We start from the raw sequence: 14,435 nt of genomic DNA on the forward strand, positions 1-14,435 counted from the left end.
CGAAGCAATTCCTTCGCCATATCTTTCGCGAGGTGGAGGACGATCCATATCCGTAAATCCAAACGGGGTTTGTAGAGCTCGGATGAACGCTAGGCCATCTAACAGAACGTCAAATGTGACCTCGACGCAAAATGCGGTCACCAAATACGGCGTCCGCTCACGTGTAAGACCAGCTCAAGCGCTCCCGCTCCAGACAGTCCATTCTTCTCGAGCGGAATTTGCGCGCAAAGTCGACGTCTTCGGTTCATGCACATACATTCGACTGAGCCAAACTGGCTTGCATTCGCAGCATCAGCGGCTCCATGAACGCCGACTGCGGAGCAAATATAGGCTCGTCACTGGCATTTGAGATGGAACAAAAGGCGCACCATGCAGTGCTATATTGATATAGATGACGAGCGAGAACGTTCATCTCATCTACAGCTTGAGTAGACTGGAAGCCGGAATCTTATAGCGCAAGGTGTTGGATGCGGAGCGTTGCGCGCACGGAACATGCTGAGCTCCTCCTTGCCACTCGTCAAAAGTGAATATTCCAGGCCGTCTGGCCGCAATGACGAGGAGCCTCCATGGCAAAGCCTTCTGAATACTTGCTGGAGTCCTTCCGAGAAGGCTGGCAAGCAGCCGAACCTGACTTCGGCAGGTCAGCCCAACCTTTGGCGATCGCTCGTCACGACGGACAGACCGTCCTTGTATTCAAGGATCCAGGTGGTGAATCCCTGGATCGGATTCTTGAGCGGACCAGCGGCCAGCGACTCGATCTGACTTACTGCCTGCAAATTGCCATTGGCATAGCAACAGCACTCGGTGCAATGCACCGGAACGGCCTCATCCATAAGGACATTAAACCTGCGAATGTTCTCGTCGGCGAAGCCGGAAACGTATGGCTTACTGGCTTCAGGATTGCGTCTCAACAACCTTACGAGCAGCAGGCACCCGCGCCGCCGGAGATCATTGCCGGAACTCTTGCCTATATGGCGCCCGAACAGACCGGCCGCATGAATCGTTCGATTGACACCCGCAGCGATCTCTACTCTTTGGGTATCACCCTGTACCAGATGCTCACAGGCGAGCTGCCATTTGCTGCCACGGACGCCTTGGAATGGATCCACTGTCACATTGCGCGCCAACCGACTCCGCCACGAGATCGCGCTGCAGTCCCGGAGCTGTTGTCTTCTCTCATCATGAAGCTTCTCGCCAAGAACGCTGAGGAGCGCTATCAGACCGCCTCCGGCGTGGAGAGCGACCTTCGCCAGTGCCTGGCGGAGTGGCAGTCGCATGGTCGCATTGATCCATTCCCCCTCGGGACGCACGACGCGTCGGACCGGTTGCTGATCCCAAAGAAGTTGTATGGTCGTGAGCGCGAGATCGACACTTTGCTCACTACGTTCGACCGGGTCGTCACTCACGGTGCTCCGGAGCTGGTGCTCGTATCCGGTTATTCCGGTGTCGGCAAGTCTTCCGTGGTGAACGAACTGCACAAGGCGCTTGTTCCGCCACGTGGCCTCTTTGCGTCCGGCAAATTCGACCAGTATAAGCGCGACATTCCATATGCGACTTTGGCACAGGCGGTCCAGACGCTGGTCCGTCAGATCCTCGTAAAAAGTGAAGAGCAGGTGAGCAAGTGGCGCTCTGCGATCGCAGAGGCGGTAGGCTCGAACGGCCAGCTGATCGTCAACCTGATCCCTGAAGTAGAAGTCCTTATCGGAAAGCAGTCGCCCGTTCCCGACCTGCCGCCACAGGATGCACAGAACCGCTTCCAGTTGGTGTTTCGGCGCTTCCTCAGTGTGTTCGCCAGGCCGGAGCACCCGCTGGTTCTGTTTCTCGACGATCTGCAATGGCTGGATACGGCGACTCTGGAGCTGCTTGAACGGCTGACTACCGATGCGGATATACGGCACCTGATGCTGGTGGGTGCCTATCGTGACAACGAAGTTAGTCCGCCTCACCCGCTTACGCGAACACTGGAATCCATGCGCAATGCCAATGTAAGAGTGCAGGAGATCATGCTCGCGCCTCTTGGGATCGACGATATGGACTCGCTTGTCGCCGATGCCTTGCATTGCGCGCCTGAACGCGCGCGCTCCTTAGCGCAACTTGTACACGAGAAAACCGGAGGCAATCCACTCTTTGCTATCCAGTTCTTGACAGCTCTGGCAGACGAGGGACTCCTTTCGTTCGACCCAGTCGCGCAAGCTTGGCAATCGGACATCGACGGTATCCGCGCCATGAAGTACACGGACAACGTGGTGGATCTTATGGCCGAGAAGCTCAAGAGGCTCTCGACTACCACCCAAGAGGCGTTGAAGCACTTCGCCTGCCTGGGGAATGTCGCTGAGGTCGCCACTCTGACGATAGCTCAAGGGAAGTCCGAGGATGAGTTGCACGATGCTCTCTCGGAGGCCGTCCACGCCGGACTCATTTTCCGCCATGAGCATGCCTACCAATTCCTGCACGACCGTATCCAGGAGGCGGCATATTCGCTGATTCCAGAGAATTCGCGTGCCGGCATTCACCTACAGATCGGTCGCACCCTGCTGGCGGGCATGACGGCGGATAAGCTCGCTGAGCATCTGTTCGATGTCGCGAATCAGCTCAATAGGGGCGCACTGAAGCTGGTCGATCCCGACGAGAAAGTTCTTGTGGCAACGATCGATCTGAGTGCCGGACGTAAGGCGAAGACGGCGGCGGCTCACAAATCGGCCTGCGTCTATCTTGCCTCTGGGACGGATCTGCTCGATGAAAGAGACTGGGCAAGCCACTACGAATTCACGTTCAGCCTCTGGATAGAACGCGCGGAGTGCGAGTTGCTGAGTGGGAACTTCGAAAAAGCCGAACAACTGATTGATGAGTTGTTACAGCGTGATATGCCAAAAGTCGATCAGGCGGCTGTCTACTGCCTGAAGGTCCGATATCACATAACAAAGTCAGAAAACCAGCAAGCTGTGACCGATGCGCTCACTGGCCTCCGCTTGTTCGGCATCGACATCCCCGCACACCCGAGTTGGGAAGAGGTCGAAGTCGAATACGAGACGTTCTGGCAAATCCTCGATGGACGCCCGATCGAAAGTCTGATCGATCTACCGCTGATGACCGATCCGAAAATGAAGGCCGTCATGCTGCTGTTCTCGGTCATGACTGCCCCCGCTTATTTTACCGACTTCGGTTTATGGTGTATCCAGCTGTGCCGCATGGTGAAGACCGGCATACAGCACGGAACGAGCGATGCTTCCGCGCACGCATTTGCCTATTGGGGGGTTGTCATCGCAGGGGCCTTTCACCGTTACCACGACGCCCACCGTTTTGCGAAGTTGGCCTACGACCTTGTCAACAAGCACGGCTTTGTCGCTTACCAGGCAAAGATTGGCTTCGCGCTGGGAACCGTTGCCTTCTGGACGCAACCTAGCGCGTCCGCGATTGATTTCGCGAGAATGACTTTTCGCGGCGCGATTGAGATGGGCGATCTAACGTTTGCTTGCTACGGCATGATCCAATCCGTCACAGGCCTTTTGCTGCAGAACGCTCCTCTCGATGCGGTGTGGCGCGAATCGGAGATAGCGTTGGACCTCGCCCGGAAAGCCAATTACGGCGACGCGGCAGACATCATCGTGAACCACCAACGCTTCATCGCCACTATGCTGGGCCGGACCACGACCTTCTCCACCTTCAGTGACGCGCAGTTCGACGAGGCAACATTCGAAGCGCAACTGACGGCGGACCGTATGCCCTTAATGATCGCCTGGTATTGGATCCTGAAATTGAAGGCGCGGTTCCTGTCGGGCGACTACACCGAGGCTCTTGCGGCATCCGACAGAGTGAAGCCGCTTCTTTTGGCGGCTGCCGCACAGATTACGTTGCTCGACTACTTCTATTATGCTGCGCTAACGATCGCGGCATGCTACGAGAACGCGTCGGTCGATCTGCAGAATGCATGGCGGGAACTCCTCACGGCTCACCTCGAACAGCTGGGCGAGTGGGCCGAAAACTATCCGCCGACCTTCGCCGATAAGTACGCTCTGGTGTCCGCTGAAATCGCCCGTCTCGAAAAGCGGGACCCCGATGCCATGCGTCTGTATGAACAGGCTATTCGCGTGGCCCGTGATCACGGCTTCATCCAGAACGAGGGCTTGGCCTACGAGGTGGCCGCGCAGTTCTACTCAGCGCGCAGCTTCGAGACGATCGCCCACGCGTATCTCTGTAACGCGCGGAACTGCTACGACCGCTGGGGCGCGGTCGGTAAGGTGAAGCAACTCGATGCACGCTACCCGCACTTGCACGATCCGCGAGGTTCTGCTTCTCTCGCCGCTACCATCGGTGTGCGGGTCGCGCAGTTGGACGTCGAGACTGTCGTCAAGGCGTCGCAGGCACTCTCGAGCGAGATTGTTCTCAGCAAGCTGATCGAAAACCTCATGCGAACCGCGCTGGAGCATGCAGGGGCCGAGCGATGTTTGCTGATCCTGCTTCGGGCCGACGAGCCAATAATCGAGGCGGAGGCTGCTACCGTGCATGGCATCGTAAAGGCTACCGTTCGACACAGAGCTATCACATCTCGTGATCTCCCTGAATCCGTGCTTAACTATGTGATCCGGACCCGGGAGCGAGTGGTCCTTGATGACGCGTCGGTAAGGAATTTGTATTCAGAGGATGAGTATATCCAGCTGAGGCGCCCCAGATCAGTCCTATGCTTGCCGGTCGTCAAGCAGACGAAGCTGGTCGGAGCACTTTTTCTCGAGAACAATCTAACTCCGCGCGCCTTCACGTCGGACCGGGTCGCCGTGCTGGAACTGCTGGCCTCGCAAGCCGCAATCTCGCTGGAGAATGCCAACCTCTATTCTGACCTGCAACGCAAGGAAGCCTTTCTGGCTGAAGCACAGAGTATAAGCCGCACTGGCAGCTTTGGCTGGGTCCTACCCAGCGAAAATATCTACTGGTCGGAAGAAACCTACAACATCCTCGAATATGATCGAGAAACTAAGCCGACCGTAGAGTCGGTGTTCCAGCGAGTACACCCAGACGACCGAGTTCGCGTGCAGCAGACTCTTGATCGCGCGGTTAAAGAAAGCGCAGACTTTGATCTTGAGCATCGCTTGCTCATGCCGAATGGCAGAGTCAAACATGTGCATGTTTTGGCTCGCGCATTGAAAATCACTGCAGACACCCTCGAGTTTGTAGGAGCTGTGACGGATGTCACCGAGCGCGCGCTCGCAGACGAGAAGATCCGGCAAAGCGAACGGGAACTCCGACAGCGCCTTGATCTCTCGCCACAGCACCTCGCCGAATTCGGGCCCAATGGAAGTCGGCTCTTCAGCAACCAGGCAGCACTCGATTATTACGGCCTCACTCTTGAGGAGTGGCAGATGGCTGATGTATACAGGTTGCTTCATCCACGGGACGCGGAACGCTATGCGAGCGAAGTTCCCAACAAATTCAATATAGGATCCCCGTTCGAGATCGAATTGCGATTAAGGAGAAGAGACAACCAATTTCGCTGGTTTCTTTTCCGATTTAATCCAATGGTGAATGAACAGGGGCGCATCACACGGTGGCATGCCGCAGGGAGCGACATCGAGGATCGCAAAGAGACCGAACAGAGACTCCGTAACGAGAACGTTGCGTTACGTGAGGAAATCGACAAAGCATCGATGTTCGAAGAGATCGTCGGAACCTCACCGGTTCTGCAAACGGTGCTTAGCCGTGTATCCAAAGTCGCTCCCTCGGATTCAAGCGTTCTGATCACGGGAGAGACTGGGACGGGGAAAGAACTTGTTGCCCGCGCCATTCATAGGCGTTCTCGGCGGGTCTCACGTGCCTTTGTGAGTGTGAACTGTGCGGCAATTCCACGCGACTTGATCGCTTCGGAATTGTTTGGCCATGAGAAAGGTGCCTTTACAGGAGCAACCCAGCGACGGGTAGGCCGTTTTGAGTTGGCCCACGGAGGCACAATCTTCCTCGACGAGGTCGGAGAGCTTCCTGCCGAGACCCAAATCGCCCTTTTGCGTGTTCTCCAGGAGCGCGAGTTCGAGCGTGTCGGCGGAACTGGATCTATCCAAGCCGATGTTCGGGTGATCGCTGCTACGAACCGTGACCTGGATGCTGCCGTAGCTTCCGGCACGTTCAGAAGAGACCTGTTTTATCGGCTCAACGTATTTCCGATTGAGATGCCTTCCTTGCGTGAAAGACAAGGAGATATTCCTCTGTTGGTCGAATACTTCATTGATCGTTATGCGAGGAAGGCAGGGAAGAGCTTTCAATCGGTGAACAAAAAGAGCCTCGATCTGCTTCGGTCGTATCAGTGGCCGGGCAACATACGCGAATTGCAGAATGTCATTGAACGGTCTGTCATCGTCTGCGATACGTCGAATTTTTTGGTCGACGAGAGTTGGCTGTCGCGACAATCTGTTGGAAGCGAGCCAGCCAATTCGTTGGAACTATCTCAAGTCCTTGCGACCCAAGAGAAAGATATGATTGAGACTGCCCTACGCCAGAGCGGAGGGCGAGTCTACGGACCCTCAGGAGCAGCCGCCAAACTGGCTATCCCAGGATCGACCCTGGCTTCGAAGATCAAATTGCTAAAGATCAGCAAGAATCGTTTCAAAGAAACATAACCCTCCAGCAAGCCACTCCAAAGCTACATTTCCACCAAACCTCGAGCGGGCAATCATGAAATTTCGCGATGTCACGAAATTTCATGATTTCTCTCGCCATTAAACCTTTTATTTACAAGACTTTATATCTGGAACGCTAATTGCTTCTCTCACTTGCAGAAAGCAGTAACAGCAATAAGCTGCGCCAGGAAAGGAGGCTTGACAGAAGGAAAGTTGAGGGATGACGGTGAGCATTTTATGCCGACCTCCACTTTGTGCCGTCCCATTGCTCCGCATTTCACGAGGCAGTTCGACTTCATGCCAGGCGAAGTTGCTTAAGCTAGGAGTTAGATTCTGGTACCTAGGAAAAGGACAGATGCTGAGAATTCAGAGGTCTTCAAACGGGCAAGTGGTCTTTACACTAAGTGGCCGAATAGACGAGGAGCATACCGCCGAGTTAGACCAACTCATTAGGTCGGAGCCCAATGGACGCAGTATCGTTCTCGACTTGAGGGATCTGACTTTAGTAGGGCAGGATGCCATCGCCTTTCTCGAACGCTGCGAATCGGACGGTGTCACATTGATGAATTGCCCGGGATATATCCGTGAGTGGATCACGAGGCAACGTTCAGAAGGTAACTAGGCTGGGTCTTGATCGGTGTCGACCGCTTAGTGGGAGTCGGAAAAGGAGTGCAGCATGGCGGCACTATCAAGCTGGGCTCGTGAAGAGTCCGCAGTCAACGGTACTCCATTGTTTCAAATCGACGATGGGGCGTCCGCGAGAATCTCGATAGACAACAATGAACTTCGGGAAAGCGAATTACTTAAGATCGTCGGTGACAGCGGGGCCCTCCGCCGCGTACTCGCCATGGTGCGGGTTGTAGCTCCTACCGACGCCACGATCCTGATCAACGGGGAAACAGGAACTGGCAAGGAACTGATTGCGGAGGCCATTCACAAGTGCAGCGACCGTTCGAACGGACCGTTTGTGAAGGTCAGTTGTGCAGCAATTCCCGCGGGATTGCTCGAAAGTGAGTTATTCGGCCACGAGCGTGGTGCCTACACAGGGGCGATAGCGCGCGGGATTGGAAGGTTCGAACGGGCTAACCAAGGCACTTTGTTCCTGGATGAGATCGGCGACCTTCCACTCGAGTTGCAACCAAAGCTTCTTCGTGTCATGCAGGAGAGGCAGTTCGAACGTTTAGGCGGTACCGCAACAATTCATACTGACGTGCGCGTGATCAGCGCCACACATCGCAATCTGCTTGAGATGGTTGACGAGCGCCAATTCCGCGCCGATCTCTTTTATCGTCTAAGCGTGTTCCCCATTCACATACCGTCGCTGCGCGATCGCTGCGAAGATATTCGTTTATTGGTCCATCACTTTGCCAGGAATTATGCTGCGAAGAACCACAAGACCATCACGGCTATTTCCGACGAATTCATGGCGGCTCTTGAAGAGCATTCCTGGCCAGGCAACGTCCGGGAACTGCAAAACTTCATTGAACGTTCAGTAATTTTGTCGACGGACGCTGTGCTCACTGGCCCCCCGCCCGAAATCATCTACAGGACACCGAAGAACTCGAAAAGGTCAGAGTCATTCACGCCAGTAACGCTGGAACAGGTGGAGCATTCACACATCCTGCAGACTCTTCAACAGACGGAAGGAGTGATCGGAGGTAGGAATGGCGCCGCTGCCCGATTGGGCCTGCCCAGAACGGCATTGATCCACAAGATGAAACGGCTCGGCATTTCATTAGCATCGATCCTGATCTCAGAAGACCCCATTCTTGTGGACCCCGAGTTGAATGGAGACTCTCAGAAGGCCGCACATTTAGAATGCTCAGAGCCACACTCTGACACTGGGAGAGTGTGCACGCTTGCAGAAGCCGAAAGAGAATATATCTCGGAAGTTTTGGTGATGACGAACGGATTGATCGCAGGCAAGGGCGGTGCCGCAGACCTTTTGGGACTGCCACCATCAACTCTTCGAAATAGAATGAAGAGGCTTGGCATCAAGTTCTAACAACCATCTAAACTTCCGCACGCAGTGTTTTCTCTTTTCTGTGGCAAGACAATCGGAAGAAATCGAGCCCACAGCGGATGCATAAATCGACTGCGGGGATCTCTGGGCGATGAAGGCGCTATCAACTTGCTTTACGCAGCGCCGGGACACGCGGCTGCCGGACGCATTGCGGACGTCCCATTGGGTTCGCCCAACTAAAGCGAGCCAATACTTCATTCGCAGTCTCCTGTATACGGGAATTCGGTCTGTGAAACTTGCGGATCGCCTTCGCGGCAAGCATGGTCAATAGATAGCGGTTCGAAACATTCGCCAGCGCGCCAAAGACCAGATAGGAACGCATCGCATTCTCCTCAGATATTGAAGGCTTATCTTGCTCTTCATACGTTCATGAGCATTCAAAATGCCAAAGGTCGCGTAAGTCCCAACGTGTTACCTATGAAAATGTACAGACGTGCTCGCTAATGCACATGACTCGTCACCCTGGAAGATTCCCTTGAATGGTGAGCAATCGTGCTTGCATATGCTGGCACCCTATATCTACTTGACATATGTCCAACGAACCGGTCATTCACAACAATGCTGTGGAAGAAGTCTTAAAGTTGGTGTGGTTAGCTCATCGGACTTGCAAGCGGTACATCGATATTGAGTCGACGACGCTTCTATAGCTTAGCTCTCGACTCCTCTGCTCGATTCGTTCGACTAAGATCAACACCGGATTTGGCGTCCAAATGTGGCGTCGCCATCAGATAGCGACGCCCTTCTAATGCCTTGGCGACGGGCTCATTGTTCAAGCCCGTTGAATTCGTGCATGTAAGCCAGTGTTCGCCTTTGTGACACACATGGCACGCCAATTGCTTTTATGTGAGCGATAGAGTTCAAGGCAGCAGCCACGGGCATGTACCTTTCTGGGAGTCTGAATCAACTATGGGAATGAAGGGATAAGATCGATGGCGAAAGTGGGGGAAGTCCTTGTGCAAACGCTGGTCGAAGCCGGCGTTAAGCGGATTTATGGAGTCGTCGGAGACTCGCTCAATGGTCTGACCGACACTATCCGCAAAAGTGGGCAAATTGAGTGGTTGCATGTTCGACACGAAGAGGTAGCCGCGTTTGCAGCAGGTGCCGAAGCGCACCTAACGAATGAGATCGCGGTTTGCGCCGGAAGCTGTGGCCCAGGCAACCTGCATCTGATCAATGGTCTGTTTGACTGCTATCGCAGCCGCGTTCCGGTCCTGGCAATCGCGGCGCAGATACCCAGTCACGAAATTGGCAGCGGCTATTTTCAGGAAACACATCCGGAGCACGTATTTAAGGATTGCAGCGATTACTGCGAACTCATTTCTCAGCCAGAGCAGATGCCCCGCATTCTCGCGATTGCCATGCGTACGGCGATCACAAAGCGTGGTGTCGCTGTAATAGTCCTCCCCGGCGACGTCGTTCTACGTGAATGTCCCTCGGAGGCGATTACCCTGGGCATTTCGGCCTCAACATCTGTTGTCCGTCCTCCGGACAGCCAGGTGCACCTGGCCGCTACGCTTCTCAATGAATCAGGTCGGGTCACGATTCTCGCCGGAGCTGGATGCAAAGAGGCGCACGACGAGTTGATTGCAGTGGCGCAACGTCTGAAAGCTCCAGTGGTGCATGCGATGCGGGGTAAGGAGTTCATTGAGTACGACAACCCTTATGACGTAGGCATGACGGGACTGCTGGGATTCTCGTCCGGATACCACGCCATGATGAGTTGCGACGCGCTCCTGATGCTCGGAACCGACTTCCCCTATCAGCAGTTCTATCCAAAGGACGCCAAGATCATTCAGGTTGACATTCGTGGAGAGCAGATAGGACGTCGTACCAAAGTTGATCTTGGCCTCGTTGGAACAGTGAAGGATACACTTCATGAATTACTGCCGCTACTGGTGGAGACACGTGATACCTCCCATCTCGATAGATGCGTGGATCACTATAAGAACGCCCGCCAGGGACTCGACGACCTCGCAGTGGGCGTACCGGGGCAGACTCCTGTTCATCCGCAATACGTTGCCAAAATCGTCAACGAATTAGCGACCGACGACGCGATCTTCACATGTGATGTGGGAACCCCCACGATCTGGGCTGCCCGGTATCTTCAAATGAACGGCAAGCGGAGACTCCTTGGTTCGCTCATTCATGGCTCCATGGCAAACGCTTTACCGCAGGCCATCGGGGCACAAGCAGCAAATCCCGGACGTCAGGTCATCAGTCTCTCGGGTGATGGAGGCCTCGCCATGCTACTCGGCGATATTCTGACGCTCAAGCAATTAGAACTTCCAGTTAAGCTCGTCGTCTTCAATAACGGCTCGCTTGCCTTTGTCGAACTTGAGATGAAAGCGGCGGGGTTGATTGACTATGGCACGAATTTGGTTAATCCGAACTTCGCACAACTCGCCGAGGCGGCAAATATTCTAGGCACTCGCGTCGAGAAGCCAGAAGAGCTACGCCCGGCACTCGAACGGGCATTCGCTCATCCCGGTCCTGCACTTGTCGAAGTAATTGTCCACCGGCAGGAACTATCTATGCCTCCCACAATCAGCGCCGAGCAAGCATTGGGATTTGGTCTCTATATGCTTCGCGCCGTAATGAACGGTCGCGGAGATGAAATCATCGACCTCGTGAAAACAAACCTACTACGCTGACCGGCACTGGATCGAAAGTGAGTATGGAATCCTGGAGGTTCCGTGCAACGCACGCAAACACTTCGAACGACTCTGTTTTAACCCGGAGAGACGGGCGCCACGTCATCTGAGGCGCGACGCAAACGCACGCGTGAAATTAACTAACCCATACCCTCGACGAAATGGTGTCTATCCATCCTGGATTCATTGCTGTCGTAGTGGCGTATGTGCTCTCTTCGCGGTCTTGCTATGGTCATCCACAGGACAAGCGCAAAGTGTCCCAGTATCTCCAGAGAGACCATGGAGAGGACAGCAAAGTGAGGATTTTCAGCAGAGACTTCGTAGCTATCCTGAGCCTCATTACGACATGGATGACGAGCACATTTACAGCTTAGCCGACCTTGTTGACCTGGCTGAATCGCACAACCCAGAGACTCGTGCAGCTTGGCAAAATGCCAAAATGCGTGGTGCGGATCTTGGAATCGCACGGTCAGCACTCTACCCGACTATTACCGCGGTGGCGTTAGCATCCACAACACGCACTGGGGTGTTGCTTGGCGATGACTTTCATCGTCAGACTGTGGGCCTGTTCCAGCCAACCCTGAATTTGACCTATCTTGTCTTTGATTTCGGTGGGCGAAGCGGGGACATCGCTGAAGCTAAGGCCGAGTTGTTCGCAGCAGATTTTAGCTTCAACAACGTTCATAGAAGGATCATTTACCAGATCACGGCAACCTACTACAGATTGCTAAACGCGCTGGGCCAGGAGGAGGCAGCCAAGGCCACTCTCGCAAATGCCCAGGCAGTGCAGCAGGAGGCGGAGAGCCGCCTGCGAGACGGCCTGGCGACCCTGCCGGATGTGCTCGAAGCGCGTGCGGCAACAGCGCAGGCAGACTACGATCTCCAGGCCGAAATAGGAGCGGTGGAAATCGCCCAAGGGGACTTGTCGACGACATTGGGGTTGCCACCAAATAGTCAATACCATGTTCAAGACGTTAACGATCTTACTATTCCAGAAGCTTTGACTGAGTCAGTCGATCAGGCTATAGATCGGGCATTTGAACAACGACCGGACTTAATGCAGCAGGTTGCCAGCTTGCGAGCGGCCGATGCTTCGCTCACAACTTCGCGATCCACTTACTTGCCTACTCTCGCCTTCTCCGGCATCGGCGGACTTCAGCGAGGTTACGGTCGACAAGACCTGCTGCCCGATACATATGCCAGGGGAGAGACCTGGAATGTTCAACTGGCACTCCAATGGGATCTTTTTGATGGAGCGCGACGTGAACATAGAATCGCTGAAGCCAAGGCAAAACAAGCTCGGGCTAAGGCCGATATAGATCTCCTGCGAGATCAAGTCTCCGACGAGGTCTGGGCCGCCTATTCAAATGCCAGGACTGCCCTTAGACAGAGGCAAGCAGCCAGCGCCCTGCTGCAATCTGCAGACCGCTCCTACACCGCCGCTGTCAGGTCCTATGATCTGGGACTTAGAAACCTGCTCGACGTAGTGTCCGCTCAACGTGCTTTGGCACAAGCTCGCACCGCTGACGTCACCGCGCGAACTCAGGTACTGACTCAGATGTCTAATCTGGCTTTTCGGACCGGGGATCTTCTCCGAGCAAAGACTTCCAAAGGTGGACCCTAGCATGTTGAATGAATTCGGCCATGACCCAGCAAAGAGGAATCGCGCCGTTTCGCGCGGTACTCTCGTCTTTCCGATTTTACTGCTCGGCGGGTGCGGGAGAGCTCCCTCAATCAATATTGTCGGCTCGTTTTTTCCAACCTGGATATTGTGTATTGTTTTGGGCATCTTGTTCGCTGCCGGTATTCGCGCGCTTGGTTTGTACTTAAGAGTAGAACAGCACCTGCAGCCGCCTATTCTGATCTATCCAAGCCTCGCCGCATCGTTCGCTCTGACATTGTGGGTTATTTGTTTCAGCTAATTGAGGGAGCTATGGCAACGGAAACATCAATCGGGTTTGTAGGACGGATACTGAGCATCGGCATATTGGTATATACCGTTGTGATTGCTCTGGTCGTCCTTCGCAAGACAAACGTGGAGCCAAGAACCGACGATGCCGAGGTCTTCGCGAACTTCATTGGCATGGCTCCTCAGGTAGATGGCCCAATCGTCACATTGCACATTCAAGACAATCAGTTCGTGCGCAAAGGAGAGTTGCTAACAGAGATTGACCCACGGCCCTATGCCTACGCTTTGGAACGAGCGAAGTCCGAGCAAAAGGCATTGGAGGGACAGATCATTGATGAGAGCCGGAACATTGCAGCACAGAAGAGCGGAGTCGCAGTCGCCGAAGCTGGCGTGCATAACGCAGACGCTAACGTCGAGCGTGCGTCCGCCGCAGTAGACGAGGCACGGGCTTCAGTGGCGAATGCTCAAGCAGGCTTTAGCCGTGCCGAAGCGGACCTCGCGTATGCCACAAATAATCTCCATCGCCTGGAGCCATTATTGATCGAACAGTTCGTGACGGTAGATCAGATAGATCAGGCTCGAACTCTCGAAGTTACTCGCCGGCAGGCTGTTGAGCAGGCTCGGTCTCAGTTGAAATTGGCACAAGCAACACTCCAGTCCTCCATTGCTCAACATAAGCAGAGCAGGGCAACTCTGGAGCAAGGGCAGCAGCAAGTGATCCAGTCGGAACATAGTGTAACTACCCTGGAACCCCTGACAGCCCAGCGCTCAGGGAGGTCCGCGGCAATCGACACGGCTCAATACAACCTGGACAACACTCGGATATTTGCTCCGTTCGATGCTCGTGTCACCAACCTCACGATCTCGGAAGGCGAGTACGCTCATACCGGTCAGCAGGTATTTACCCTCATCGATACCCGAAGATGGTGGGTTATCGGGAACTTCCGAGAGACGCAGCTCAAACATATACGTCCAGGCATGCGAGCAGATGTCTACCTTCTCAGTGATCCGCGCCATCCTCTACAGGGAACAGTCGCCAGCGTAGGTTTTGGAGTGACTCCGGATGGGGATATTTTAGGAAGGCTTGGTCCAGGGCTTCCGGACGTACAACGAACCCTAAACTGGGTTCACCTTGCCTCACGCTTTCCTGTGCGTATCCTCATCGATTCGCCTGACACGAATCTACTGCGCATGGGAGAGTCATCAGTCGTCATCATTCGAAGCCAACCTGGCCCCCACGGCTTTTAGCT

At 54.5% G+C, this 14,435-nt stretch carries 7 protein-coding genes; 6 read left to right on the forward strand and 1 reads right to left on the reverse strand.

Annotation, left to right across the window (positions count from 1 at the left end):
- Nucleotides 1-566: 566 nt before the first annotated feature.
- Nucleotides 567-6,602: a sigma 54-interacting transcriptional regulator gene (locus BDD14_RS28140; RefSeq protein ID WP_130424416.1), complete on the forward strand. Its 6,036-nt coding sequence runs from the start codon at nt 567-569 to the stop codon at nt 6,600-6,602.
- 676 nt (nt 6,603-7,278) lie between these two features.
- On the forward strand, nt 7,279-8,607 hold the full coding sequence (locus BDD14_RS28145) for a sigma 54-interacting transcriptional regulator (protein ID WP_242618350.1): 1,329 nt from the start codon (nt 7,279-7,281) through the stop codon (nt 8,605-8,607).
- A 121-nt stretch (nt 8,608-8,728) separates the two neighbouring features.
- Here BDD14_RS28145 and BDD14_RS28150 read toward each other — a convergent pair whose 3' ends face one another.
- Nucleotides 8,729-8,947, reverse strand: a complete 219-nt coding sequence (locus tag BDD14_RS28150; RefSeq protein ID WP_130424418.1) for a DNA-directed RNA polymerase subunit omega — start codon at nt 8,945-8,947, stop codon at nt 8,729-8,731.
- A 607-nt stretch (nt 8,948-9,554) separates the two neighbouring features.
- Here BDD14_RS28150 and poxB point away from each other — a divergent pair.
- The 4 genes from poxB (at nt 9,555) to BDD14_RS28170 (ending at nt 14,433) form a co-directional block, all read left to right on the forward strand.
- Nucleotides 9,555-11,276, forward strand: coding sequence for a ubiquinone-dependent pyruvate dehydrogenase (gene poxB / locus BDD14_RS28155; RefSeq protein WP_130424420.1), 1,722 nt, complete (start codon nt 9,555-9,557; stop codon nt 11,274-11,276).
- A 346-nt stretch (nt 11,277-11,622) separates the two neighbouring features.
- Nucleotides 11,623-12,900: a TolC family protein gene (locus tag BDD14_RS28160; protein ID WP_130424422.1), complete on the forward strand. Its 1,278-nt coding sequence runs from the start codon at nt 11,623-11,625 to the stop codon at nt 12,898-12,900.
- A gap of 1 nt (nt 12,901) precedes the next feature.
- On the forward strand, nt 12,902-13,198 hold the full coding sequence (locus BDD14_RS34840) for a YtcA family lipoprotein (protein WP_130424424.1): 297 nt from the start codon (nt 12,902-12,904) through the stop codon (nt 13,196-13,198).
- An 11-nt stretch (nt 13,199-13,209) separates the two neighbouring features.
- Nucleotides 13,210-14,433 (forward strand): HlyD family efflux transporter periplasmic adaptor subunit, encoded by a 1,224-nt coding sequence (locus BDD14_RS28170; RefSeq protein WP_130424426.1) that lies wholly within the window; start codon nt 13,210-13,212, stop codon nt 14,431-14,433.
- Nucleotides 14,434-14,435: the final 2 nt, after the last annotated feature.

It is taken from the genome of Edaphobacter modestus (genome assembly GCF_004217555.1).
Classification (GTDB): domain Bacteria; phylum Acidobacteriota; class Terriglobia; order Terriglobales; family Acidobacteriaceae; genus Edaphobacter; species Edaphobacter modestus.